The sequence below is a fragment of the Agrobacterium sp. 10T429 genome, assembly GCF_056393925.1.
In genome coordinates this window covers 1-25,347 of sequence record NZ_JBFTGV010000012.1, presented here as the reverse complement: position 1 = coordinate 25,347, position 25,347 = coordinate 1, and the positions used below count along the sequence as shown (strand labels likewise).

The following is a 25,347-nucleotide window of genomic DNA, read 5'->3' as shown; positions in this document are numbered from 1 at the left end:
CTCTCGCTGCTGTTGCCCGTCAGTTAGAAAAAAGGAGACAGTCTAACCCGGCGAGTAGCTACCACCTCGGTGTTATTTACTCGCGGGTTCTGCCGGTATGCTTTTCAGCACACTGACGAGAGCGCTTTGCTGATTTGTGCCGGTTTTGGAGAAAATTGAATTCAAATATGCCCTGGCGGTCCCGAAAGTTATCCGTTGATTTGCAGCTGAATCGCGAAGAGAGAGCCCCGATGTCAAGGCGATGGCAAGCCGGGACTCAGCTGGCGTCAGCCCGAACAATCCAGCGACATATTCGGCCGATGGCACTCCCCGCGTAGTGGCGACCGGTGTGATTATAAATATTGCTCCCGCACCGGAGAGTATGTGCCTTGCTTCCCGATGGAGTGGCATCATCTGGATCACGGCCGCTTCGCGGTTCTCGTCTGCCGGTACAGAAACACTTGCAGCCTGCGTAGAGGAGAGATCCAGTGCCTGGGAAAAGGATTTCCGCAAGATATCGCTGCCCCTGAGGTCGATGCGGCCGGACGAATTCGTGCAAAAGTATTTATGCGTATCCTCAAACAGATCGTTTCTGACGACAATCTCTCGATTGTGAGAAATAAAAGCGGCAGCTATTCCAATATTGTTGAGTATTTCGATGCCCCCACGGATTTTCTCGAAATACAGACGTGACGCAAAAAGCACGGATTGTGTAAACGGTCGATTTAACGTGTTCAGGTCATCAATCAACTCTGCCCCATAAGCAGGTTTATCCAAACCACGTGTAAACTCCAACGTAATGATCTCACCGTTGAAGAACTCGACGATCGTACCCGCCTGTACTCCGTAGCCTCGTTCGAGGTGACGAGCTATCCGCTCACGGAAATCCGCAATATCGGACCAATCTCCTGCCAGGGGGTCAAGTTGAGTAAAGCCTGTATTGATCAAGCCCTTGGCACGAACGTAATTTGTCCACCGCTCCTGACGTTCAGCTGTCTGGTGCCAGTCCGCTTCGCCAGGATAGTTGCTGGTTGTTATTCCCCTCGGATGGGGCCAGTATACCCCGATGCCGCCGAAGCCCGAACCTGTCTCTGCCGCCAACTCATCGAGCAGAGCTACCCATAGCTCCGGAAACAACGCTGCTTCATACATTTTCTCAGAAAAATGGATAGTGTCCACACGTACCCCCGGTCGCTTTCCTGTCTTTCCTCCTGCTAAGAAAATGCTCTTTTAATAATATAACATTACCTTGTCAAATGAGAGGGGCGGCGTTGGCATGTTCCGAGGACCGGTCGATTGACAGGCGCGGCTTCTGCCGGGCACTACGCTCACACGGTGACCGCTCGCGGCGTCTCTTCCACACGGCACAGACGCTGCGCTTGCTGCTCATCTCCCCTTCCCTTTTGCCGCTGTACGATGCCCTGAACGCCAGGCCAATGGAAAAGCAGGCTTCGCCCGTCCTATGAAAACAAAAAACGCCTTTCAGCGCAGACGCGCCGAACCTTCCGTTTTTCTTCCATCAGACCCATGACTTGCCTCCCAGGGCAACGGGGAGCAGGGTTCGCCCTCCCCTTCGTTCCGGTGAATGTGAGAGCACATCCACCGGAACGAAGGGGAGGGCGTCGCCAACGGGATTGCGTTGCCTCCGTCGATGGGTCACTGCGCCGGCCGCATGCCGCTACGCTGACATAGTTACCGCCACCCAGCAGCCACTCCGCTTGCACTGCGCTAAAACGTGCCGCTGATGCCGATCATTGCGCCGTATGAGGCATCCTGTGTAGAGGTGCTGGCGATATATGGGGTGACGTCGATCTTGACATTTTCCGTAACTGCGTACGAAACCGTGCTGGATAAGCTGGCGCGTGTGTGGGCAAAATCAGAGTCAAATTTCAGCGCGCCGATATAGGCGGCACGGGCAGTGACACCGGGATCCTCATGGGCCAGATCCTGTTCGACCTGACCATCAACCGACCAGGTCAGCTTTTCACTGAGAGACCTGTTATAGGTGGCGCCGATATAAGCCGTCGTCTGTGTCAGCGTTGTATCGGAATAAAAGAATGGAAAAGCTGCGTTGCGCTCGGTGTATCCATCCATTTTCAGGTCGCTGTAACGTAGGCCACCATAATAACCAAAGTCATCCTCACTGGACAGGACGTGTGTGCGCCCGACTTCAAGCGAGGTGCTCCAACCCTTTACCGTGCTGTCTCCGGTTCCTGCCTCCGTATAAGCCATGACCCTGCGGGTCCGTTCGAGATCGTAACGGCTGGCCGAGAACGCTCCGCGCACATACCAGCTGCCATCCTGGGTTGGGGTTCTCCATTGTGCGTAAACACCGCCACCGACATTGTTGTCCCTGTCGTTGAGACCGTCGGGCAGATCACGCCAGAAGGAATGGGCGACAGAAATACCTGCCGAGAAGTTGTCCGTAAATGCGTGTCCGAGGTGAATTCGCGCCAGAAAATCAGCATTACCATCAAAGCCACTGATGTCGGACTTTGCGCTGTAGCAGGTCTCACCAGCTCTGGAGACTGCGCAGCCGTCTTGCAGACGCACAAGGCCCATGCGCTGGCTTTCGATGACAGTGAAACTGTCATATGCTGCGGAAGCAACCGTCTTGAGGGTATTGTCAACGTCGATGAGTGCCGGGGTTTCCGGCTCTGGTTCTCCTGGACCCGGTGGGTTGACCGGCGCGAACTTCCAGAGAGCAGCATGCGTCTCCCCACTGGCCGTCGTGGCTGACCCCACGATGACCCTGCCGTCGGCGGAGATGGCACTGGCTGTGGAATAGTCCCCGCCGAGGGTTCCAAGATCCTGCATCGCATTTGCCTCAGTCCAGCGGAAGGCGCGGGAAGAGCCGCTTGCTAACGAGCTATCGCCGACGATGACGCTGCCATCGGCGGAGACGGCCCTTGCTGTGGAATAGTCCCCACCGAGGGTTCCGAGATCCTGCATGGCTTTTGCCTCAGTCCATCGGAAGGCGCGGGAAGAGCCGCTTGCTAACCAGCTATCGCCCACGATAACGCTGCCATCGGCGGAGACGGCACTGGCGGAGGACGAGTCCCCGCCAAGGGTTCCGAGATCCTGCATGGCATTTGCCTCGGTCCAGCGGAAAGCGCGGGAAGAGCCGCTTGCTAACTGGCTACCGCCTACAATGACGCTGCCATCGCCGGAGACGGCATTGGTTGTGGAAAAGTCCCCGCCGAGGGTTCCGAGATCCTGCATGGCATTTGCGTCAGTCCAGCGGAAAGCGCGGGAAGAGCCGCTTGCTAACTGGCTTTGTCCCACGATGACGCTGCCATCGGCAGACACGGCACTGGCGACGGAAAGGTTCCCGCCAAGGGTTCCCAGGTCTTGCATGGCATTTGCCTCAGTCCAGCGGAAGGCGTGGGTAAAGGCGCTTGCCAGCCGGCCGTCGCCAACGATGACGCGGCCATCGGCGGAGACGGCTTTGGCGATGGAAAAGTTCCCGCCGAGGGTTCCGAGGTCTTGCATGGCATTTGCCTCAGTCCAGCGGAAGGCGTGGCGAGAACCAATTGCTAACCAGCTATCGCCCACGATAACGCTACCATCGGCAGAGACTGCTTTGGCGATGGAATAGTCGCCGCCGAGAGTCCCGAGGTCCTCCATGCCATTTGCCTCAGTCCACCGGAAGATGCGCTCAGAGCCGCTTGCCAAGCGGCTATCGCCCACGATTACGCTGCCATCGGCGGAGACGGCTTTGGCGATGGAATAGTCCCCGCCGAGGGTTCCGAGGTCCCGAATGGCATTCGTCCCGACAGCGGAAGAATAATCAGCGGCCTGAGCCGAATCGAGGAAAATGACGCTCACCGTCATGGCGGCGGCGACACCTAGCGCCACCCTAGAGCTGGTGGCATGAGACGAGCTTGCGGGCGCGCGAACTTGCTCCGCCACCTCAAGTCGATAGCCTCCATTTGTCTTGGATGCACTTGAACAAAATCCGCGGATAGAAGATTTCAGGGTATTCATTGTAAGCCCGCTTGTTTCAGGGTTGATGGGCGGACACAGTAAAAGAAAGAGAACAGCGTCTTCACGCTGCCATGCTTTTCGTCCGCAACGGTATAGATCGTCGCTGATATTGAGCTGTTGTTGAGCGGGCTACCATCATATGGCAGGCGGCGCGGGGCATTGGTATTGGCATGCTCCATTTGACGGTAAACACAAGCAACCGTCTGCGCCTACTGCCGACTACTCCATCAAACTATTACGAATGTCGCAAAACGGCGATGTCGTTAAGGTTTGTGTGGGCGCGCCGAAAAAATTCGGACTTGCGGCTTGATGAGAGACGAGAATGTCACGAACTGACAGCGATCCTCAACCATCCGCAGGCCAAGCGGAAACCGGAAGTACGGCCAAATGGCATGGGCGATCCCACTTGGAAATCGGTGATGCCGACAAAGGGGATCACGGGAAGAACTGGTCATGCCGTCAGATCCAATATTTTGATTGTCGTCTGGAGAGCGTTACAGGCGGCTAATCGACCATCACTGCCAAATGAAAGTAGAACTTAAATCGCCAAAGTGACACTAAGTTCATAGCTTTTGGTAGGTCTATCTTCGAGAGCGGGCCAAGCTATTTAGTCCTAACAGATTGCCCCTGACGAGGTTAACTCTCACTTCGCCGTGCGTCTGCGGATACTCAGTTTATGCAGGCAAGTAAAATGGTTCGTTTATTTCCGCAAATCGCGTGCGGTATTTTTTTGGTCATCGCGATTCACTCGATCGTTCATCCTTTGATACTTATTGCGGCCTCCCGGCTGTGCCTTTACATCGTTATGCCTAATAGAATGGAGCGGTTAACTTGAGCGCTCCTTCTCGCAAGCCTATGAACCCAGATGGCGTATCCGGGACTTTGATGTCCCAGTTGATCGCCTCGATCTCGGGACTACTAGTTGGTACCTTCTGCCAAGGAAACTTCGCAACGGCCACCTTTATTGTTGCGGCCTGTGTGATTTTTGCGTTCGCAGGGTGGTGGGCTCGAGGACTCCGCGAATAGTTGTCATGCAGGTTGATATTTCGACGCGCGCGGATCAGAACTTTGAGCGCGAGTTGCCTCTCAAAGAAATTGTCGAGATGGTATCGGGCATTCGGGAATCTATATGCGGGCCGCACATCCGCTTGTCCAAATCCGATATTGCTCTTCATGGATACGAAGGGCCCTTGCGAACAGGGCTTTTGGATTATCGGACGAAGTAATTGAGGCGATTGTCACTTTCTTTGAAACCGCGCTCGTTTGCGGACTCGACTGCAAGAGTCTGGCATCGACATGCCCGAAAATCGGGTGCGCCGGTTTCTATAAACTTGCTGCTATCGCCTGGGATAATGGACGTGAATAGAGAGAGTGGTGGGCCAGCTATGCAAGAGCCGCCGCAGCTTTCCTCGCTCAATCAGAACTCAAAGCAGGCAGGCGGCCAAATTGACAAACAAAACAGATGACGTAGGCCTAAGGCAATCCTCTTCCGAGCCGTGCTTCCTCGACACGAGGCACTGGGCAGAATGCGAAGTGTCAGCCGCTGTGGCGCGCCTGAAACTCGAGCGGCCGAAATCCTGGGCCGATCTTGAGGAACTGGAACGGAATCCAAAGTCTCTTCGTGGCACAGAGGCCACGATCTGGGAGTTTGCAGCATTGTCTAGATTACATCCGGACTGCAGTCCCAACGAAATCGTGGATCTCGCATGGCATGTTCGTATAAAGCGGCGGGCAGCGTTAGATCTGGTATAAAATTGCCCCTTGGTGGCGAGAGGGGGCGGTGCAACGCGAAGTCCCTCAAGACCGATCTGCGACCAGGGCTATTTTCAGCAAACACGAAAACCGGACTTCACGGTTACCATTGTGACTCGATGACACGCTCGTCGGATGTAGCGTCATCCTCAACCTTACTATCAAATGGATGTATTGCCCGTCTGGCGAGCAGTTATCTTTAAAAACGAATTTGACCTCGCTGCGAACCGAGTGAATTCTATTCACTAAAGTTAACTCGGTAAATTCATATTGCTCAAGTCTTCACGGCTCGGTCAAGGCGTTCTTAAAAGAATGAAATCGCATGGATGCAACCTCTTGATGAGCCTTGATGATAACGAATGAACATAACTTGCAAATCTGAGACGGCAATTCGTATATTACTGTTGCATGCTAGTTCTCTCCCGCTGCACCGGCCTTTATCCGTAAGAGAATCGGCAACAATTTTGGGAATTAAGCAAGATTACTTAAGATATATTTCGAAAATACTTTGCTACCGTGGTTACTTGATAGCGGTCCATGGCAAGGGCTATCAGCTTGGTCAGGCGCCAAGTGATATTTCCATAGCGAGTGTCCTTAAAGTAACGCAAAGGCGGGTGAGTGCTTATGTCAAGCCATGCCAGGTGACGCCGCAAAGCATTGCGACTCAATTAACGGATAGTATTAGATATTTGAATGAGACCGAAAGCCGCAACGACACGCTTTCGCATTTACTCTCGTGCCTGCCCAACCTAGGTAAGTAACAATTTCGTCGGGAGATCGACTCCCATGTTGTGGGCTTCGAAGCGACCGGCCAGCGCTCCCCGCGTCTGATAACAAGCCCTTCTGGACGAAAAGAACCGTACTTGCAGCTTAGAATTTGACGTTCACGCCTATTCTTCCAGTCAGGCTATGGCTGTCGCCGAAATTGCTCAGACTGGTGTCCACCGTGGCCTCACCGTAAAGGGTATACCTGTCATTGCCCCAATTGTAGGTGCCTCCAATACCCAGACCACCCCAGAGTGTGTCCTGTTCGCTGGTGAACCTGACACCGGAAAGCCTGACAGCCGAGCTCGACAAGAAGTTATAGTATAGGTTCGCGATACTATAGGCATGGAGACGGCTTGTCTGGCCCGCTCTGTTTGTCCAGCTTTCCTCATAGTCGGCCGAGATACCGAGACGCCCCTTGAAATTATACGCGTCGCTCAACGAAATCTCGCCGCCAAAGACGTCGGTGAAGTCGTTGTAGTCGGCTGCCGAATAGATCAGCTGTGCCTGCGGGGTAAGCGACCAGTTAGCACCAAGCGCGATTTGTTGACCTGCTTCCAGCCCGAACGCATAGCCAAAGCCATCATTGCCGGAAATCAGGCTGGTGGCGGCGGTGGAGGACAAAAGGTTGCTCTGGTACCACGTAGCGTGCGCCTGGGCATCGAGGTAAAAGCCTGTTTTGCCGTACCAGGTCATTGATGCGCCCACGCCATATCCCGTACTGTCGATCGACCCGTTCCCAAAAATCGAGGAAACGTCGGCGGAAATTGTGCCATAGCGCACCGAAAGACCCCCGATAAGAGCGCCCGCATCTCCGGAATAGACCTGTCCGTCAGCCCCGGCCTGGAATTGCCAGATGTCCGCTTCATAGCCCGTCATCGTCGTGGAATCGTTTGGATCGATGCTGGTATGGCGGCCCGAGGCTCGCCCCCACATGCCGTTTCCGGCACTATCGGCGCTGAGCAGACTGTTCGCTGTGACCGTGCCTTCCGACCACGATCGATTGCCGAGACGCTGTTGAAGCGTGTCGAGTTCATTGAAAGCTTGCAATACCCCGGCATAGGCCTCGTAGACTGGAGCGCCAGCTTGGTAGAGCGGGGTGCCGGGACTTGCCGAATTCAAAAGAGCCGAACGCAGATACCAGTCCCCATCGGCGGGTGTGCTTACGCCACCCTGATAGAGGCGATAGGCGTAAGCGCCTGCGACCGTGGCGGGGTCACCCTCGAACGTGTAACTGCCCAAAAGCGTGAAGCTTCCGCCCGAGGTTCCACCGACATCGACGACTTTGATGCCTTCGCTGGTTTGCGCGCCGGTACCACCCAGATTGATCAAGCGAACATTGGTTGAGCCGGATGTGCTGCCGGTGACGGCCAATTTGTCAGTGGCGGAACTATCATTTCCGAGCACGGTCTCGATTTCCAGTATGCCGCCGTTACCGATATAATTGCCAGCAACAGTCAGCGTACCGATCGAGTTGCCGGGGGCGATCACACCGCCGGCAACGTTGGTGGCGTTTCCCACCCGTCCTATTCCCTGAAGGCGCCCGCCCCTGACTTCGATCGAGCCGCCGAGAACGCCGTTGACCGAGAGAATGCCGCTCTGGACCTGAGAGATGCCAGCAAGGGCGGAACTGTCGGCCGTGAGCGTGGTTTTTCCACTGCCGATTTGATGAACGCCGCCAGATCCCGTGATCGCGCCGCTAAATGCTATCATGTCCGAGCGGTTGAACGCCAGGATTCCATTGTCAGTGACGTCGCCGAGAATCCAGCCAGAGGTGCCGCCATTCCCAAGTTGCAATATGCCATCGGTGATCGTAGTACCCCCGCCATAGTCGTTCTCGCCAGTCAGTGTCAAAGTACCCAGACCGTTCTTGGTCATGCCGCCCGACCCGGAGATTACAGGAGCGATGCCGATATCATGGCCGTTCGTGTCGATGATTCCACCACCAGCGCCAAGTTTCACCTGCTGAGTGCCGTAGTTGGAAAAGAACAGGGCGTTATCATTGATGGCACGCAAAATACCGCCATCAATTGACAGATCTGCCGTCCCGATGCCGCCCCGGAACCCGCGGGTTTCCAGAATCCCGCGCGCCCCTGCCGTGCCGTTGAGTTTTAGCGTTCCGCTCGCATCCGTTGCTGAAATGCCAAGATAGACACCCGTTTTTGCGAAAACCCGCGCCCCGTCTTCGATGGTCATCGAACCGAGCCCATAATTGCCCAGAGTGAGGTTAAAATCTGTCATCTGCCAACTGGAGCCGTTCCCCGTCACGGTGACACTTCCATTGCTGCTGGTACTGGAGCCGATGTATCCTTGATCGCTGGTAACGGTAGCGCCGTTTTCAATGCGCAGAGTACCCGTAGCGAAGCTCCCGACCGTCAGTTGTCCCGTGTTGACCCATAACGTGCCCGGGCCGGTCACGACCGCGTCGCCAGTGTCTGAATCGCCGACGATACCCAATGTGTTCGAGACATTGCCGCCGTTTTCAATGCGCAAACTTCCGTTGTTTATTGTCAGCCGCCCGGTACTTTGCCAGGAAGACCCCGACCCTGATACCAACGCATCCGCATGAAAAGAATGGCCCAGAATAGCATCGGTGTTGACGACTACCTTACCGCCGCCGAGGATATTCAGTGTGCCGGCTCCGCCGTCGCCGACTGCGAAATAGTCATTGTTAACCCACGTCGAGGCATTGCCGTTGCCGTCAGTCCCCGAAATGGTGGCAATCCCGCCGACAACACCGTTGCTATTCGTGGCCAGGCCGCCGTTGTCGATATTAAATGTCCCGTCTTCGGTACGGGTTTCCGTGGTCGTCAAAGAGGCCCCTTGCCCCGTTATCGTCACTGTCCCGCCAGATCGTATGGCGACGCTGTCGCCCTCGGCAGCGTTGCCTGAAATGACTGCGCTGCCGGAATCGACTTCGATCGAGGTGGAGGCATCAGGCACGTCCGCGGTATCCCAGTTGCCGGCGTCAAACCAGTCGGTGTTACCCGCCGCACCGGTCCAGGCGGTCTGCGCCACTGCGGGGTGTCCGTTGCCGACCATTAAGCAACCAAGGAGAACAACTGATGACAGACGCAGATTTGACCATTTCGTGACAGCTTCGTATCCGGTTCTCACCGATGCGGACGAGCTTGAAGACAAGAGCTGTCTGCAAGTAGCCCCGATCACCGATGAAATAATTCCGCTCCAATCGAACATGGGTATCTGGATAACTTCCGGGTTCGTTATGGATCCCCGAATTTTGCGCATCACCCGCTCCCCGGCAACCGATTTGAAAACAGCTAAAAATAAGCTTGAGCTAAATTAGTGTAATTTATAGTTAAATAAGGGTAAATCATAAGTTGTGTTTTTTGCCTGCCCGCCGCTGTCGATTCAGCCGTCGGTGACATGGGGGCCGGCAGGCCTAGCTTGCCGCGAACGCATCCCGCCAGATCGAGCTGATGATCTGGCCACCCTTGAGTGGAGGGTTCGGTGCCTGGTGGCTCACGAACTGTATCCGGCTCGATAGTCGATGACATCGGGCTGGACTGCCATAATGCCGGACGCACTCATGCCGGGACTTGCCACCAACAGCTACATCGCTCAGTCATGGGCGGTCGCGACTACTCCAGAACGGCCTGCAGGTGACTGTGGGTTCTACTTGGAGCTACCCGAAAAAAGAAGGATTACGTTAGTCTCACATCACGACCATGGCAGGCGCTGCTCGTCGCCGATCCGTTACGCAGTTTCTTGTCCATATGTCCGGGATTTTTTGGAAGACTCGCCACGACGAACGCGGGATGTCTTCCCCCCGCCTGACCACTCAGTAGCCGCCCGTGAGAAAGATAGTCTCACCCGTTATGAAACTGCAGGCCTGGGATGACAGGAATAGGGCAGCCCCGACCATTTCTTCCGGTTGTCCGGCACGACCCATCCAGTTTAATGTCCTTGCATAGTCGGCCCAGCCATCGGGGTCCTCGTCCCGGCGCTGGGCGTTGCGATCCGTATCGACAAGGCCTGGAGCAAGTGTATTGAGCAACACATTGTCACGTGCATAATCGCGCGCCTGACTCTGGATCAGGTTGTGTTGAGCAGCTTTTGTCGCAGCATAAGCCGTCACAATGCTTTTCGGCCTCAGCTGATTGACTGATCCTATGGAGACTACCCTGCCCCACTTTCGCGCCGCCATACGTGGCAGAACCGATTGCAGCATATCAACAGTCGAACCGAGATTGACTGCCAGCTGAAATGCCAGATCGTTGGGCGTCATATCTATGAGGGTTGCGTTGATCTGGGCGCTAGCATTGATGACGAGAATATCGACCGGTGCAATCGCTTCGGCATGTTCGATGAGATCTCGCCCGGCGCCGGGCCCAGAAAGATCTACCGCCAGTTCATCAACTATACCGCCTACGTTTGCAATCCGCTCCTGCACAGCTCTGGCGGCTCCCTGCGTCATGCCATGTAATATGACACGAGCGCCGGCACCTGCCAGTCCCTCAGCTATAGAGGCACCAATGCCACGGCTGGAGCCGGTTACGAGCGCGGTGCGGCCCTTCAAACCAAAGACGCTTTCCAGATTCATCGATTCATCCTTCGAACTGCAAGACGCGTGCGCCGGCAAAGCCCGGGCGGCAAGAGAATAACCCACCGGACAAGGGCGCTTCAGCGAGCGTAGATGCCGGTAGGCGTGTTCTTGCGCTGGTGATGAACAGTGTGGACAGATCCGGCCCGCCAAAAGCGATACTGGTCGGTCGCGGAACCGGCATTTCGATTACCTGATCCAGTTTGCCATTTGGCAGATAGCGGCGCACGCACCAGCCATCCCAGATCGCGCACCAGACGCCTCCCTCCGCATCGACGGCGAGACCGTCCGGTCGACCATCGGCCACGGGTATGCGGGCAAACTCGCGGCGCTGCGAAAGCGTGCCCGTCACCGGATCGCAATCATAAGCGTGAATGAGGCCCGGCACCGTGTCAACAAAGTAGAAGGTGCTGCCGTCCGGGCTCCAGCCGAGACCGTTGGAGACGATGATACCCCCTTCCTTGCGCTCGAATGTGCCGTTGGCGTTGATCCGGTAGAGAGCGCCGGTTGGCTTGGATGCATCGATGCGCATAGACCCGACCCAGATCGCGCCGTCCGGCCCACATTTGGCATCATTCAGTCGGTTGTCGGCAATGCCTGCCTCCGGGCTGACGAAAGGCGTCAGGCGGCCAGACGTAAAATCGAGCCATTCGACCCCGTCCTGAGACGCCACCAGCAACCTTCCGGCTGTAACCGGGATGACCGCGCTGACGAGCTTTCCGGTTTCACAGGTCTCGTTGCGGCCGGTGGCTGGATCGTAACGGTGGATAGCCGGATGGAGAATATCGACCCAATAAAGCGCGTTGTCGGCCTCGTGCCACACTGGACTCTCACCAAGCTGTGCACCCCATGGCAAGACGCAACTCAGCTCGGCACTCGGGCGGCCGGTGACAGACCGGGGCCTAGGCCTGGAACTAATGGCGACGGCCCCGGCCGCACCCGTGATACGGCGGGCGGCGGCAATCAATTCGCGCCCGGTGGGATGAATATTGGAGGAACTGAGCCGCGATGATGGGCCAAGCGCAACAAGCACGCCCATCGGCGTATTGTCGCGACCCATGACAGGGGCGGCCACCGAATTTACACCTGGCAGATGCTCCTCATAAGAAATCGAATAACCGCGTGCCCGGGTCAGCGTCAGTTCGGCCTGCAGCGCATCGAGCGTGGTGATGGTTTTCGGGGTCTGCACATCCAGCGTCAGACGGTCCAAGAGGGCACGGCCGACGGCGGGGTCCTGAAAGGCGAGCAGTGCCTTGCCGGGTGCCGTGCAATGCAGGGGGACGCGGCGCCCTACCTCGACGCGCACAGAAAGGCCATTCGGCGAACGTTCGGCCAGATATTGCGTCATCGTGCCGTCAAGCCGGCACAGCGCAACCGTTTCCCCCAGTTCGGCCGCCAGCCGCTCGAGTTCCGGGGTCGCCGCCGAGACAAGATCGAAACTCTCCCAGACCCTATGGGACATTTCCAGAAAACGCTGGCCCAGAACATAAGTGCCCCGGGCCGCATCCTGACGGACGAGACCATAGGCGATAAGGGTGCGCAGGATGCGTGCAAAGGTCGGCTTCGGCAGGCCGGAGGCGCGCAACAACTCGGCAAAACGTAGCGGTTCCGGCGCGTCGGCAACCATATCGAGCAGGGTTAGCCCTTTGGCCAGCGCCGCCGTGCCGCCCGGCGTCTCGGGCTTCATCGCCTCTGCTCCTTCGCGCGTCGCTCCAGCCTTGCGGCCGCCGCTTCGTCCAGCATCCGGTCCATCGTCCATTCTGCTTCAAACCCCAAAGTGTTTCTGATCCGCTCGTTGGACGTATGGTAATAAACGCCGTCGCCGGGAAAATCGACTGTCACGATGGGAAGGCCGGTCAGCGCCGCAATCTTCGGCAGAAGCACGGCGAAATCGGCCGGTTCATCCGCGCCGAGATTGAAGGTGCCGCCCGCCGCGTCGGGGTGATCGAGAGCGAGCAGAATTCCCGACACCATATCTCGTGTCTCGGTAATGTGCATACGGAATGGACGGCCGTTTTTGTTGCGCGCCAGAATGTGCGCGGGTTCGCCGATATCGCGGGACTGGAGCAATTCGGCGATGCCGGTGTTTCCGAAATTCTGCTGCTGGCGGATGCGCGGCCGCAGGAAAAACCGGGGACCGGAAAAGACACTCTCCTCGTCCAGCAGTTCCGCCGCATCCTGCGTATGAGAAAACCGCAGGATCACCGTTTCCATGGTGCCGCTTCGCTGGTGAAAGCGCACCAGCTCTTCGCCCAAAAGCTTGGTCAGGCCATAGGACGAATTGGGGCAAAGCGGATGATCCTCGGTGACCGGCAGGAATTCCGGTCGGTTTTCCGGATAGACCTCGCCTGAGGAAGCGAACACGAAACGCCGCACGCCAGCCGCTGAAGCCGCATCCAGAAGCCGGCGCGTACCCTCGACATTGACAGCGAACATACGATCGCGATCCGCCGGAGCCCAGGACATGAAGGCTCCCAGATGCAGCACGGCGCTCACGCCCTTCATAGCTTCGGACAGTGCCTGCGCATCCTCCAGCGACCCGACGACTTCCTCGCCGCCGGTTCCCGATGGCCTGAGATCAAAACCGCGAACGGTGCGGCCCTGTGCGCGCAAGGCGGCGACAGCGGCACGACCGACACGGCCCGTCGATCCGGTGACGAGGATCATAGCCGTTCTCCGGTCTTTGCATCGAAGAGATAAAGCTTGGCCGGATCGAAACCGAGCCGGAGTGCCTCGTTGCCAGGAAGATTGCCGGTATGCGAGACGCGCGCGATCAGACCCTTGGACTTGCCCTCCTCGCCATCGGCCACCCTTGCGCCTTCCGCGTCGAAATAGACGTATTTTTCCGATCCGAGGCTTTCCACCAGCGTCGGGTGAACATCGAAGGCGACCGGCGCATCGCCGAGAACGAGATGTTCCGGCCGCAGACCGACGATCACGCTGCCTTGGCGATCAGCCGCGCCCGGCACGGAAACATGTTGCCCAAACAGGGTAACAGTGCCGTCATGCAGTTGCGCATTGAGGAAGTTCATGCCCGGCGAGCCGATGAAACCGGCAACGAAAAGATTGGCCGGGTTGTTGAACAGTTCGTCCGGTGCGGCAATCTGCTGGATGATGCCGCCCTGCATGATCACAACCCGGTCCGCCATGGTCATGGCTTCGACCTGGTCATGCGTCACGTAGACGGTAGTGACCCCGATGCGTTTATGCAAAGCGCCGATTTCGGCACGCATATGGACACGCAGCTTGGCATCGAGGTTGGACAGCGGCTCGTCCATGAGGAAGGCTTGCGGCTGGCGCACGATCGCTCGTCCCAGAGCGACGCGCTGTCGCTGACCGCCTGACAGATCCTTGGGCTTGCGATCCAGATAGGGCGTCACTTCCAGAATGCGCGCCGCATCGTCGACCCGGCGGTCAATCTCATGCCTGTCCGTGCCGCGCATCTTCAGCCCGAAGCCGATGTTCTGGCGAACCGTCAGATGCGGATAGAGCGCATAATTCTGAAACACCATGGCTATATCGCGGTCCCCGGGCGCCAGATCCGTGACTTCATTGTCGCCGATGAAGATCTGGCCTTCGCTTGCCGGTTCGAGACCAGCAAGGATTTTCAACATCGTCGACTTGCCGCAACCGGAAGGTCCGACAAGCACCACGAACTCGCCGTTCTCGATCTCAAGCGAAAAGGGCCTGAGCACGTTGAGCGCGCCATAGGACTTGCTGACGTTGCGAATGGAAATATTGGCCATGCTTATTTCTCCGCGCCAGCGGTCAAACCGCCGACCAAATAACGTTCAAGGAACAGATAGATTGCGATGATCGGCAGCGCGATGAACACCGATGCGGCGGAGATGTCGTTCCAATAGGTGACATATTCGCCCTGCATCGTGGTGATGCCGAGATTGGCGGTCCAGTTGTCCGGCGAGTTAACCAGAAAGGTGCGCGCATAGGCGTAATCGGCCCAGCTGAGCACAAAGGCGTAAAGCGCGGTGGCGGCAAGCCCCGGTGTTGCGATGGGAAACACGACACGCACCATGGCGCCGATCGGCGAGCAGCCGTCGACCATGGCAGCCTGTTCCAGTTCCTTCGGGATCGTGTCGAAATAACCCTTCAGCATCCAGGTTGCGAAGGGAATGATCATGGTCGAATGTGCAAGCACAAGCGTCCATAGGCTGCCGATCAGACCGAAGCTCGAAAAGATCGAAAATAGCGGGATAACGAGTAGCGTGGCGGGCAACATCTTGGCTGTGAGAACGAACATTCCCATGGTAGCGCCGCCCCGCATCGAATAGCGGGACAGGGCGTAACCGGCGCTGACCGAAACCAGCATCGACAGCACAACCGAGCCGACAGCGGCAAGCATCGAATTCCACAGCCACAGAAGGATCGGCTTTGCCGCCCAGACACGGGCAAAAATATCCCATTGCGGATCGTCCGGCCAGAAAGTCGGTGGCAGGCGGTAGAGTTCGTCGGTGGTGGAAAGGGCGGTAACCAGCAGCCAGTAGACCGGGAACAGGATCATCACCAGCGTAAAGATCACCGTCGCGTAGAGGGCAAGGCTCTGGGCAAAGCTACGTTTCATCAAAGCCTCCTCAGTAGATTGATTTCGAGCGCCGGCCGAGCATCAGCAGGCTGGCAATGATGCAGATCACCAGCGTCAGCACGCCGACGGCGGCGGCGCGACCGAAGTTGTGATACTGGAAGGCCTGGTCGTAGGTCATGATCGACAGCGTCTGGGTTGAACGCAGCGGGCCGCCGCCGGTCAGAACCTTGATGATGGAAAAGTCGCGGAACACCCAAAGCAGGGTCAGCACCAGCGTGACCCCGAGAACCGGCATCAGCAACGGCATGGTGATCCAGCGGAAACGCTGCCAGACGCTGGCGCCATCCACCTTGGCGGCGGCGTAATAATCGGTGGGAATGGACTGCAGACCGGCCAGACACATGATCGACACGAAAGGAAAGCCCTTCCACACCATGGTGATGGCAACGGCCCAGAAGGCGGCCGTGGAACTGCTGACCCAGGGGATCATCTGGTCGGTGAAACCGAGCTTGATCGCCAGCCAACCGAACAGGCCGAAGGAGGTGTCGAACATCCACGCAAAGATGACGACCGCGATGATTTCCGGCACCGCCCAGGGCAGCGCCATTCCCAGCCGCGCGACGGTGCGGCCCTTGAAGCGATTATTGGCCAGAAGCGCCGTGCTGAGACCAACGGCGACGCTGCCGGCGGTTACGACGATCACCAGCTTCAGCGTCACCCAGCAGGCCAGCCAGAATTCCGTCGAGGAGAACAACCATGTGTAATTGCTCAGCGAAAACGGCCGGCTGGCACCGCCAAGCCGTGGTATCTTGACCTGCTGGAACGACAGGTCGATGGCCAAAACGAGCGGCCAGACGATGATGGCGGCAACCATCAGGACTGCGGGCGCAATCAGAATATAGCCGAGGAGATGTTGCCGGCTGGGGCGCGCAAGATCGAAGAACTTGCGACGCCCAGCCCGAACGGGTTCGGTCATGGATGGTCCTCCTGCCGGATGCGGATGATGGCCATGGCCCTTCCCGGGCCATGGCAGGACAACGGGATCAACCCTTGATGGCTTCGGCCTTTGCCTGCATGGTTTTCGCCACCGCCGCCGGATCGAGATCCTGAATGATCATCCGCTGGCTTTCTTCCATCACCATCTTGCTGAACTCGTTGTAGAAGAGCTCAAGTCCGGTCGGAATGCGGTCGATCCCCGCCTCGGACGCGGCCTTCATCGTCTCGATCAGCACCGGAAAATGCGGGATGGTCTTTTCAACACCCGAGACGTCGGCCTTCGGGCTTGGCGGGGTGTTGCCTCCAAGGGTGGCATAGCTGCGCTGGAATTCCGGCGACATCGTCAGCTTGATGAAATCCCAGACCAATGCCTTCTGGTCGTCGGGAATATCGGCCGGCATGGCGAGTACATTGGACGAGCCGCCAAGCGGCGGATGAAGCGGCGGTGCGGCGTAAATGATGTCAGTCTTGGCCGAACCTTTTTCGATGGTGCCGTAAAGCCAGGGGCCGTCCAGCCGCATGGCCATCTTGCCATCGGCAAACAGCTTGCGCACGTCGCTGGCGCTCATGTCGACCGGGCTGATCCCGCTCTTCATCACGGTTTTCCAGCGTGAAAGACCCTCCACCATCTGCGGCGTATCGATGGTGATATTGCCGTCCTTGTCGGTCCAGTAGGCGCCAGCGTCGAGGATGTAGTTCAGCATCTCCGTCAGATATTGACCCGGACCGCCTTTCGTTTCATGGCCTGTGCCGAACTGGTCGATAATGCCGTCGCCGTTCAGATCCTTGGTCGTCGCTTTTGCCGCGGCCAGAAACTCGTCATAGGTCTTCGGAACCGTGACGCCCGCTTCTTCGAGAAGCTTCTTGTTGTAGGCCATCACGAAACCGAAATAGTTGGTCATGATGCAGACGGTTTCGCCATTCCATTCGCATTTCTGCTGGCCGGCCCAGCCGGTCATGTCGATGCCGTCCTTCTTCAGCCACGGGTCGAGCGGCTCGAGCCAGCCGCTATCGGCAAACATTTGAAATTCGAAGGACGCCAGATGCACGATCTGCGGCGGCTGGTTGGCCGCAAAAAGCGTCGTCATCGTGTCGGCATAGGAGCTGCGCTCGGCCTTGGTGAATTCGATTTTCACGCCCGGATGCTGTTTTTCGAAGGCGGCAATGGCCGAATGCCACCATTCGCCTGTGCCGGCATCGTCCGTCTGCCAGGAAATGAATTTCAGAACGGCATCGGCCCTGGCCGGGGCAAGGTTGCCCATTGTCATCAAAACGGCGGTCGCGGTGCCGAGCGCCAATCGGCTTATTGTCTTGTTCATGGCTTCCTCCTCCAAAAAACCAGTTCAGATACGTTCAATCAGACCGAGTGCCGCCTCCGACGGCCTTACCCCAAGTCCGGGTCCGGACGGCAAGTGATACCTGCCCTCCCGGCAATCCATGTCGCCTTCCAGCAGGTGACGGTTCGGCTCGAAGATCGAATGCTGGAATTCGTGACCTTTGAGCGTTGGCAATGTCGACGACGCCTGCAGGCTGGCGGCAAGAAATATGCCGGCGCCAACGGTGGCGTGTGGGATGACATCGATGCCATGCTCGGAAGCAAGAGCACCGATACGGATGAAATTGGTGATACCCTTATGGCCCATTTCCGGCTGGACGATCGCAATGCGGCAGCGCTCGACGCGGGCGCGCATATCCCAATGGGTGCGCCATTCCTCACCAACTGCAATCGGCACTTCGGTATTCTTCGAAACCTTCTCCAGACCGGCAATGTCCTCCGTCCAGACCGGAGCCTCTGCGAACCACGGGTCGAAGGGCTGCATTTCGGCAATCAGTTCCAGCGCCCGCTCCGGCGTCTGGTTCCAGTGCATGTCGGCGGCGATCTTTGCATCGGGTCCAAGCACCTTCCGGAGATTCGCCATTTCGGCCGCCGGGCCATCGTCTGCCACCGGCGTTGCGAACTTGAAGGCGTTGAAACCGCGGTCCTGCCAGTATTTCGCCAATTCCCCGCGGGCCTTGAGCGTCTTTTCAGGCAGGCCTGAAACATAGGCCGGAAACGTATCCACGCCGCCGCCGAGCAGGTCGCGAACGGACTTGCCGGCTTCCTGTCCGGCAATATCCCATAGCGCAATATCGAGCGCGGCGAGCGCATCCACGTAGAAGCCGCCGGTATAACCGCGCACCCGCATCATGTCGTAAAGGTCGTCATAGATCGCCGAAGGGTTCGAAGCATCGCGGCCGATCACGAAACCGGCGAGAAGATCGTTGATGAGAGCGGCGACCGCGCCGGGGGCGACGATACCGTAGGTCTCACCCCAGCCCACGACGCCGGCCTCGGTCGTCATGCGCACCAGCACGCTGCGGTCGAAGGTCGGGTAAACCGTGCGATTTCCCTTGCGCACGATATAGCCGTTGGGATTGACCACCTCACCTTCACGCAAGGCGCCGAGATAAGGCACTTTGCGCGGCTGGGTCAGGGTGAAGACTTCGACGCTTGCGATGGGGCTGTTCATGCGGCCTCCACGGCAACGAGGCCTAGCTCGACCAGATTGGCGTCGATATCGGCAATGGCCGCCGCATCAAGCTCGGGTGTCGGCGCACGCACGCCGACGCCTTCGATCACGCCGCGGCGGGCCAGCACATATTTGGTCAGCCGCATGCGATAGACCGCCTGCAGCACCAGAAGAGGCAGGGTGCGGACATAGATTCGGCGAGCCTCCTCCTGCCGCCCGGCAACGAGCGCCCGGTCGATGGCCACATGTTCCTCGGCGATCTCCAGCGCCGGCATGGCTGCGGTAGCACCTCGGGCATATTCGTCGAGAATGTAACGCGCGCCGCCCCCGCCGATGACGCCCTTCAGTGTCGAAGGCGCATGGGCGACGATGTGGCTGATAGCCGGGCCGGCAGGAAGCGTCTCTTCCTTGACATAGGTCACCTGCGGCAACGCCCGCACGATCTCCACGATCGCCTGCGGCGAAAGGTCGGAGCCGCGCGGCGCGGGCGCGTTCTGCAGAATGATTTCAACTTCGGGCAGCGCCTCGACGATCCTGCCGAGGAATTCGATCAGCGCCGGCGCATCCGTGCCGACCGACTTGGGCACCTGCACCATCAGGTGGCGGATGCCAAGCGCCGATGCCGCCCGCCCGTGCTCAACCACATCACGCCAGTCGGCCGCACTTGCCCCGGCCACGACCGGCACCCGCCCGGCCACCACATCCACAACAATTTTCAGCAACGCCGCACGCTCGGCGGCGTTCAAAGTCTCCACCTCGCTGGCGAAACCGGGAAACACGACACCATCGACGCCCTTGTCCAGCGCAAAGGCCACCAGTCGCTTCATACCCGCTTCGTCAATGCCGCCATCAGCCAGAAACGGCGTAGGCAGAACAGGCAAAATCCCCTTAAGGCCAGCCACCATCTTTCTCCTCCCGATTAAGTATCATATTTTGATACCTTGAATTCACTAATTGACACTATATAGACTTGCGACCTATGACAAGCCCCAAGATGAAATGAACGAGGAGGTTCAAGACATGGCAGCAGCGGCGACATCGATCATCGTTGATTGGGGAACGACATCATTGAGGGCGGCGCTCGTTGATGAAGGCGGCGAAGAACTCGATCATCTTGAAACCGCCGACGGTATTTCGAGCCTTGGCAAGGGTGAGCACGAGGCGGCGCTGATGGATGCACTCGCACCCTGGTTCTCAAGCCATGGGGCCTTGCCCGTGGCCGCACTCGGCATGATCACCAGCCGAAATGGCTGGGTCGAGGTCGCTTATGTGCCGTGCCCGGCCGGCCCGGCGGAACTTGCCGCCAGCACGGTGCGCAGGTCGCTGCCGAACGGGTCCGATCTCGTCTTCCTGCCCGGTCTGACGGATCCCGCGCGCCAGCCCTTCCCGGACGTGATGCGTGGTGAAGAAACCCAGATCGTCGGCCACGGCCTTGGCGACGATGCCACCCTCATCATCCCTGGAACACACAGCAAATGGGCGCGGGTGACGGCGGGAAGGATCGATGGCTTCCAGACATTCGTCACCGGTGAAATCTTCAACCTGCTTATCAATCACTCCTTCATCGCGCGCGGTTCCACGCAGCCGCCGGTCGATGATCAGGAGGCCTATCGCTGGGGTCTGACAGAGGCAAAACGATCCGCCGCCATGCTGTCGCTGCTGTTTTCGGCGCGAACCGGCGGGCTTGCGGGCCGGCTTTCGCCGGATCAGTTGCGATCCTATGTGCGAGGACTGGTCATCGGGCAGGAGTTTCGGCAAGCCCGCGAGGCCGGATGGTATGCGGAAGGAGACGAGGCAGCTATCGTCGGCAATGACGGGCTGAACGATCTCTATCTGGTTGCCGCCGATGTGTTCGGGCTCAAGACATCCATGGGTGCGGATGACGCCCTCACAAAAGGCGCTCTGACTGTCCTGCAGCAAGCGCTTTTATAACCCTTGCCGATCGCCGGTTGCCGAAATGGCGGCATCCGGCTTTCAAGGACCAATCATGTACGACTTCCCAGCCAATATCGGCACCAGCCGTCACGAAAACGATATCATTGCCGTTCTGGCCCGCATTCAGCGCATCGGCCTTCCAGACAATCCGATCGCCTTTTATGGCTCATCCTCGTTTCGAATCTGGAGCTCCATCACCGAGGATCTCGGCTCGCTGGATATCGTCAATCTGGGATTTGGCGGTGGCACTTACCTCTCTGCCAGCCACTACCTCGACCGGCTCCTGGTTCCCTTGAAGCCAGGTAGAGTGGTGCTTTATTTCGGCGAAAACGATATTGCCAGCGACGGCCTCAAGGCGCAGACGACGCTTGCGCACCTGCGGGATTTGCGCGATCGCATCTCTCGAGCGCTACCGCAGGCGGACGTCTTTGTTCTGGCGATCAAGCCCAGTCCGGCGCGCTGGATATACCGCCACGAGTTCGATCTTTTCAACCAGACGGCGCGCGACTGGTGCAACGGCCGCGAACACACGACATGGCTTGATCCGAACGCCGGCCTCATTGGTGAAAATGGCCTGCCGATGTTCCGTTATTATTTACCCGATCTGGTTCACCTGAATGCGGCAGGCTACGCGGTCTGGTCGGAAGCACTTAGAAAAAAGTTAGGTCTGTTGAACTGAGACAAGGGGTATCTTTATCGTTAGCTCTTGAAAGGAGCCGAACTGTCCCCAGCAGTGTTCACAGGCTGATTTCCATTGGATTTATAGAGCACGTCCGTTGAACGCGGAATCGCGTTTAGGCCCCCCTTACTGGCGGAATTCTAATTCCATCGCTCCGATTGGTGATTTGGTCGCAGGCAACATGACCTCAGCTTTCAACGATGATCTGCGTAGCCGCGTTCTAGCTGCGTCACGGGATGGCATATCGACGCGCTCAGCAGCGTCCAGATTTGGGATTTGTATTTTGACAGCCATCGCGTGGATTGCGAGCGAGCAGGAAAGCCGGCTGACCCGGCGAAACAGGGACGACTCCGTCCGCCAGGGCGGCCTCTATCCGGCACTGAAGGATCTTAGTTGAGCCTACCCGCCCTAGGCGACAGCCAACAATGTGCGCACAGGCTGAAAGACGCAGTCTCGACCACCGATGAGGAAACGGTACACCTCGACTGCGATTCCAGAACCGCCGCCAGGATTTTTCGGGCCATCGTCGAGGCTTATTTGCGCTTCCGCCGCAACTCGTCGCCATGGATACCAAAGTGCTGGATGATCATATCGACATTACGGCGGTGCGATTTGAAATAAATATCAAACAGATCACCGAAGACAGGAACACTGCCCACAAGAGCATCCATGGCGATGTTGCCAACCATTCGCGCAAGCTTTTCCTGTGGCACACCAAGGCGGCGCGCTTCATTGACGATATACAGGCCGACAATAGCGCCCGCACCATCACCAATCAGTGGCAGCAAACCCATGATGGAATCTGCACCAAAACGGATTCCCGTGCCAGGAATGCGGATCGCAGTGTCCATCATACGAGCGATGCCCGACAGCCGCCGCAGACGGCGGAGCCGCTCAGCACTATCCACGAAGTCGTCCGATGTGCCGTGGGCGTTCCACGTTCTCGCTGTCATACAATCGTGCTCCATAAAAGAGATATGCCTCAGCCTAATATGAATGGGGATGTGGAGAGTTGCGTTCAAGAGCGTTGCGCAAGCTATCTCCATCCATTGAAACCGAACCAGTTACGCTCAATCGCCTCGATCCTGCCTATGTGACAGCACCAATCGCCCGGCATCGCTCAGGCCCTACACCCCTTTTTCGATTCCGATAGGCCACAGTAATTTTTAAGCAATATTCTCCCTTACATTGGCGCTACTACAGGACTGCTAGGTCGAGAGAAAGATGTGAGGCACGCCCTTGCATCTTTAACGTCTTTCGCGAGTTAAAGCTGATCTTCATAAAGCAGATGCGGACATGGCACATATTTTTTGAGTTCATCGGTGCATCTAAAGGCGGACTGCTGATGGACACTGGCGCTTTAACAACAAACGACATCGGAAAACTTATGGCCGTTTCTCATCAAGGTCCGCTGGCTAACACCAGGCTTTCTGGACGAACGATTCTCATTCTGATTGGCGTCGCGGTCATCCTGCACGTGGGTCAGGAAATCTTCGTGCCATTAGCCTTGGCTCTCCTCCTGACGTTCACTCTGGCACCTATTGTCTCTTTTCTCCGAAAACACTCTGTGCCCAAGATTGCCGCCGTTATTTTGGCGGTCGCCTCAGCCTTCATGGCAATTGCGCTGTTCAGTTTCGTCGTCGCCACGCAGGTGACAAATCTTGCCGAAAACATCCCGACATATCAGCGCAATATCGTCACCAAGGTTCAGGCGCTCAGCCAAGCCGGATCAGGCAATGGTGTGCTCGAACATCTGAGCAAGGTTGTCGAGCGTGTCGGCGCCGAGTTGCAGACACGCGCCGTCGAAAGTCAGGACGAGCAGTCGACCGCACCAACCATGCGAGAGCCGATGCCCGTTGAAATCGTCACGCGATCCCATCCGGTCGAGACACTTGGCAATTTCATTCTTCCGCTTATCAGCCCGTTTGCAACGGCAGGTTTGGTCATCGTTCTTGTGATTTTCATGTTGATCGAGCGCGAGGACCTTCGCGACAGGTTCATCAGGCTGGTTGGACTTGGTGACCTGCATCGCACGACGGCAGCGCTGCAGGACGCTGGAAAACGGGTTGGGAAATACCTTCTGATGCAATTGGTGGTAAATGCCCTTTACGCCTTTCCCATCACCATTGGGCTTTGGGTGCTTGGCATTCCGAACGCGATCCTGTGGGGTCTGCTGACGCTGGTTCTGCGTTTCGTGCCCTATATTGGTCCCGTTATCGGAATGGTATTGCCGCTGTTCCTCGCCCTTGCAATCTCTCCCGGCTGGTCGTTGGTCGCGTGGGTCGCGGCACTTTTCATTATCACCGAACTGATCAGCAATAACGTCGTTGAACCTTGGCTTTATGGTAGCCACACCGGCTTGTCTCCGATGGCGATCATCGTCTCCGCAATCTTCTGGTCCTGGCTCTGGGGACCGCTGGGGTTAATGCTGTCGACACCTCTCACGGTGTGTCTGGTCGTTCTTGGCAGATATGTCCCCGAGTTCAGTTTTCTGGACGTTCTGCTCGGAAATGAACCAGTCCTCCAACCGCAGGAAAAGCTTTACCAGCGGCTGCTCTCCGGCGACCCCAACGAAGCCACTGACAACGCCGAAGAGTTTCTCGAAGAGGAATATCTCATCGACTACTATGAAAAAGTTGGTCTTCCTGCCTTGATCCTGGGCGAAGCGGACCGCCAGCGCGGCGTGATGACAGAGGCTCAGATCGCGCTTCTTGCCTCCAGCGCCCATGCCCTCATTGAAAATCTTGCAGAGATTGCGAGCGAAGAGGAAAACGAGGGACTGTCGGAAGACGAACAGACTTCAGCGCCAGAGACCAAAGAGACAATCGCGCTACCGGACGGTAACGGCAGATCCATTCTATCCCTGGGAGGCAGAGGGGCCATGGACGATGCAGCGTCTGCGATGTTATCGCAAGTTCTCTTGGTTCAGGGTGCGCAGATCAGACAAGCAGACTATACGGTGATTGAAGGACGAGATCTAAAGGCTCTGGTGGCTGACGATATCGACACCGTTGTCGTTACGTTTCTCAATGAGAACTCGAAATCGCACGCACGACAGATCGTGCGTCGTTTGAAGCGTGTAAGACCTTCTCTTCGTGTCGGCATATTGTTGCCAATGGGAGAGAGCGGGCGCGAAGCGCCAATCGACCCTCAAGACATAAGCGCCGACTTCGTTGCCGCTTCGCTGACGCAGGCCGTCTTGTCGGCCCTGAGCGACACAGGCCCTGTGGCTTTGAAAAGCCCCGTGAGAAAAGTGGCACGCCAGCGCCGAGTGCCGCCGGTGGCTGCCTGAACGCAGCCACGAGAAGTCTGTTGATACTACCAATGTGCACGCATCTCGTCTCCTGGATCATAACGCATAGGACCACCCGAAAGCTTCAGCCCCTGGACTTGCGTACGCTCATCACCGCCCAAACCCGTACTCTGCAAAAAGCACGATGCATCGATACAAAGATTGATAACGTCACGCGTCTCTAGGTATCTACGGCGAACTAGGTCCTGTTGACAAAGTATGGCAACCATATCTTCGCGGCGGCCAGAGCGAGGAATGCTGAGAAGGATTTTCGGGTTTTGTCGTATCGGGTCGCCACGCGGCGGAACTGCTTGAGACGGTTGAACATCCGCTCGATGCGGTTTCGAC

General features: G+C 57.5%; 18 protein-coding genes and 1 pseudogene. 4 read left to right on the top strand and 15 right to left on the bottom strand.

All coding sequences use genetic code 11. From position 1 onward, the window contains the following. Window positions 1-72: 72 nt before the first annotated feature. From AC1DCP_RS22330 to AC1DCP_RS22320, 3 genes and pseudogenes are all read right to left on the bottom strand, one after another. Window positions 73-1,158, bottom strand: coding sequence for a helix-turn-helix transcriptional regulator (locus AC1DCP_RS22330; RefSeq protein WP_476774631.1), 1,086 nt, complete (start codon window positions 1,156-1,158; stop codon window positions 73-75). Window positions 1,159-1,707: 549 nt separating this feature from the next. Next, window positions 1,708-3,891 (bottom strand): autotransporter domain-containing protein, encoded by a 2,184-nt coding sequence (locus tag AC1DCP_RS22325; protein ID WP_476774630.1) that lies wholly within the window; start codon window positions 3,889-3,891, stop codon window positions 1,708-1,710. 381 nt (window positions 3,892-4,272) lie between these two features. Next, window positions 4,273-4,421, bottom strand: a pseudogene (locus tag AC1DCP_RS22320) (IS6 family transposase); the annotation flags it as partial. A 1,656-nt stretch (window positions 4,422-6,077) separates the two neighbouring features. Here AC1DCP_RS22320 and AC1DCP_RS22315 point away from each other — a divergent pair. Beyond that, entirely contained in the window at window positions 6,078-6,479 is a 402-nt protein-coding gene (locus tag AC1DCP_RS22315) for an Rrf2 family transcriptional regulator (protein WP_476774629.1), read from the top strand. Window positions 6,480-6,588: 109 nt separating this feature from the next. On the opposite strand, the gene AC1DCP_RS22310 is transcribed toward AC1DCP_RS22315, so the two are convergent. The 10 genes from AC1DCP_RS22310 to AC1DCP_RS22265 form a co-directional block, all read right to left on the bottom strand. Then, complete coding sequence (locus AC1DCP_RS22310) at window positions 6,589-9,732, bottom strand: autotransporter family protein (RefSeq protein ID WP_476774628.1); 3,144 nt, start codon at window positions 9,730-9,732, stop codon at window positions 6,589-6,591. A gap of 553 nt (window positions 9,733-10,285) precedes the next feature. After that, window positions 10,286-11,047 (bottom strand): SDR family NAD(P)-dependent oxidoreductase, encoded by a 762-nt coding sequence (locus tag AC1DCP_RS22305; RefSeq protein WP_476774627.1) that lies wholly within the window; start codon window positions 11,045-11,047, stop codon window positions 10,286-10,288. Window positions 11,048-11,051: 4 nt separating this feature from the next. Beyond that, the gene (locus tag AC1DCP_RS22300; RefSeq protein WP_476774626.1) at window positions 11,052-12,734 is read right to left on the bottom strand and encodes an SMP-30/gluconolactonase/LRE family protein; all 1,683 of its coding nucleotides are present in this window, start codon (window positions 12,732-12,734) and stop codon (window positions 11,052-11,054) included. Beyond that, the gene (locus tag AC1DCP_RS22295) at window positions 12,731-13,714 is read right to left on the bottom strand and encodes an NAD-dependent epimerase/dehydratase family protein (RefSeq protein ID WP_476774625.1); all 984 of its coding nucleotides are present in this window, start codon (window positions 13,712-13,714) and stop codon (window positions 12,731-12,733) included. The genes AC1DCP_RS22300 and AC1DCP_RS22295 overlap by 4 nt, the downstream gene beginning before the upstream one ends. After that, a complete protein-coding gene (locus AC1DCP_RS22290) occupies window positions 13,711-14,793 on the bottom strand; it encodes an ABC transporter ATP-binding protein (protein WP_112162132.1) in 1,083 nt (360 codons plus the stop codon). Before AC1DCP_RS22290 ends, AC1DCP_RS22295 begins: the two co-directional genes overlap by 4 nt. A gap of 2 nt (window positions 14,794-14,795) precedes the next feature. Beyond that, a complete protein-coding gene (locus AC1DCP_RS22285) occupies window positions 14,796-15,626 on the bottom strand; it encodes a carbohydrate ABC transporter permease (RefSeq protein ID WP_476774624.1) in 831 nt (276 codons plus the stop codon). A gap of 10 nt (window positions 15,627-15,636) precedes the next feature. After that, window positions 15,637-16,563, bottom strand: coding sequence for a carbohydrate ABC transporter permease (locus tag AC1DCP_RS22280; RefSeq protein ID WP_476774623.1), 927 nt, complete (start codon window positions 16,561-16,563; stop codon window positions 15,637-15,639). Window positions 16,564-16,630: 67 nt separating this feature from the next. Continuing rightward, a complete protein-coding gene (locus AC1DCP_RS22275) occupies window positions 16,631-17,902 on the bottom strand; it encodes an ABC transporter substrate-binding protein (RefSeq protein WP_476774622.1) in 1,272 nt (423 codons plus the stop codon). Between the two features lie 24 nt (window positions 17,903-17,926). Continuing rightward, the gene (locus AC1DCP_RS22270) at window positions 17,927-19,093 is read right to left on the bottom strand and encodes a mandelate racemase/muconate lactonizing enzyme family protein (protein WP_013637451.1); all 1,167 of its coding nucleotides are present in this window, start codon (window positions 19,091-19,093) and stop codon (window positions 17,927-17,929) included. Then, a complete protein-coding gene (locus tag AC1DCP_RS22265) occupies window positions 19,090-19,998 on the bottom strand; it encodes a dihydrodipicolinate synthase family protein (protein WP_112155145.1) in 909 nt (302 codons plus the stop codon). The genes AC1DCP_RS22270 and AC1DCP_RS22265 overlap by 4 nt, the downstream gene beginning before the upstream one ends. 115 nt (window positions 19,999-20,113) lie before the next feature. On the opposite strand from AC1DCP_RS22265, the gene AC1DCP_RS22260 reads away from it, so the two are divergent. Continuing rightward, window positions 20,114-21,025, top strand: coding sequence for a 2-dehydro-3-deoxygalactonokinase (locus AC1DCP_RS22260; RefSeq protein WP_333704948.1), 912 nt, complete (start codon window positions 20,114-20,116; stop codon window positions 21,023-21,025). 55 nt (window positions 21,026-21,080) lie between these two features. After that, window positions 21,081-21,707 carry a GDSL-type esterase/lipase family protein gene (locus AC1DCP_RS22255; protein ID WP_476774621.1) on the top strand — a complete coding sequence of 209 codons (627 nt, stop codon included), beginning with the start codon at window positions 21,081-21,083 and terminating at the stop codon, window positions 21,705-21,707. A 533-nt stretch (window positions 21,708-22,240) separates the two neighbouring features. Here AC1DCP_RS22255 and AC1DCP_RS22250 read toward each other — a convergent pair. Continuing rightward, window positions 22,241-22,660: a DUF4112 domain-containing protein gene (locus AC1DCP_RS22250; protein WP_003517171.1), complete on the bottom strand. Its 420-nt coding sequence runs from the start codon at window positions 22,658-22,660 to the stop codon at window positions 22,241-22,243. A gap of 434 nt (window positions 22,661-23,094) precedes the next feature. Between AC1DCP_RS22250 and AC1DCP_RS22245 the strand changes: the two genes are divergently transcribed. Continuing rightward, window positions 23,095-24,999 carry an AI-2E family transporter gene (locus AC1DCP_RS22245; protein WP_065687601.1) on the top strand — a complete coding sequence of 635 codons (1,905 nt, stop codon included), beginning with the start codon at window positions 23,095-23,097 and terminating at the stop codon, window positions 24,997-24,999. 199 nt (window positions 25,000-25,198) lie between these two features. On the opposite strand, the gene AC1DCP_RS22240 is transcribed toward AC1DCP_RS22245, so the two are convergent. Beyond that, a partial coding sequence (locus AC1DCP_RS22240; RefSeq protein WP_476774660.1) for a transposase occupies window positions 25,199-25,347 on the bottom strand: 149 nt, incomplete at its 5' end.

What these genes read in the sequence shown, in the direction of transcription:
- AC1DCP_RS22295 (WP_476774625.1), bottom strand. Translation starts at nt 13,714, where the DNA reads ATGATCCTCGTCACCGGATCGACGGGCCGTGTCGGTCGTGCCGCTGTC.
- AC1DCP_RS22260 (WP_333704948.1), top strand. Translation starts at nt 20,114, where the DNA reads ATGGCAGCAGCGGCGACATCGATCATCGTTGATTGGGGAACGACATCA.
- AC1DCP_RS22315 (WP_476774629.1), top strand. Translation starts at nt 6,078, where the DNA reads ATGAACATAACTTGCAAATCTGAGACGGCAATTCGTATATTACTGTTG.
- AC1DCP_RS22250 (WP_003517171.1), bottom strand. Translation starts at nt 22,660, where the DNA reads ATGACAGCGAGAACGTGGAACGCCCACGGCACATCGGACGACTTCGTG.
- AC1DCP_RS22275 (WP_476774622.1), bottom strand. Translation starts at nt 17,902, where the DNA reads ATGAACAAGACAATAAGCCGATTGGCGCTCGGCACCGCGACCGCCGTT.
- AC1DCP_RS22280 (WP_476774623.1), bottom strand. Translation starts at nt 16,563, where the DNA reads ATGACCGAACCCGTTCGGGCTGGGCGTCGCAAGTTCTTCGATCTTGCG.
- AC1DCP_RS22245 (WP_065687601.1), top strand. Translation starts at nt 23,095, where the DNA reads ATGGCCGTTTCTCATCAAGGTCCGCTGGCTAACACCAGGCTTTCTGGA.
- AC1DCP_RS22310 (WP_476774628.1), bottom strand. Translation starts at nt 9,732, where the DNA reads ATGCGCAAAATTCGGGGATCCATAACGAACCCGGAAGTTATCCAGATA.
- AC1DCP_RS22290 (WP_112162132.1), bottom strand. Translation starts at nt 14,793, where the DNA reads ATGGCCAATATTTCCATTCGCAACGTCAGCAAGTCCTATGGCGCGCTC.
- AC1DCP_RS22305 (WP_476774627.1), bottom strand. Translation starts at nt 11,047, where the DNA reads ATGAATCTGGAAAGCGTCTTTGGTTTGAAGGGCCGCACCGCGCTCGTA.
- AC1DCP_RS22265 (WP_112155145.1), bottom strand. Translation starts at nt 19,998, where the DNA reads ATGGTGGCTGGCCTTAAGGGGATTTTGCCTGTTCTGCCTACGCCGTTT.
- AC1DCP_RS22255 (WP_476774621.1), top strand. Translation starts at nt 21,081, where the DNA reads ATGTACGACTTCCCAGCCAATATCGGCACCAGCCGTCACGAAAACGAT.
- AC1DCP_RS22270 (WP_013637451.1), bottom strand. Translation starts at nt 19,093, where the DNA reads ATGAACAGCCCCATCGCAAGCGTCGAAGTCTTCACCCTGACCCAGCCG.
- AC1DCP_RS22285 (WP_476774624.1), bottom strand. Translation starts at nt 15,626, where the DNA reads ATGAAACGTAGCTTTGCCCAGAGCCTTGCCCTCTACGCGACGGTGATC.
- AC1DCP_RS22300 (WP_476774626.1), bottom strand. Translation starts at nt 12,734, where the DNA reads ATGAAGCCCGAGACGCCGGGCGGCACGGCGGCGCTGGCCAAAGGGCTA.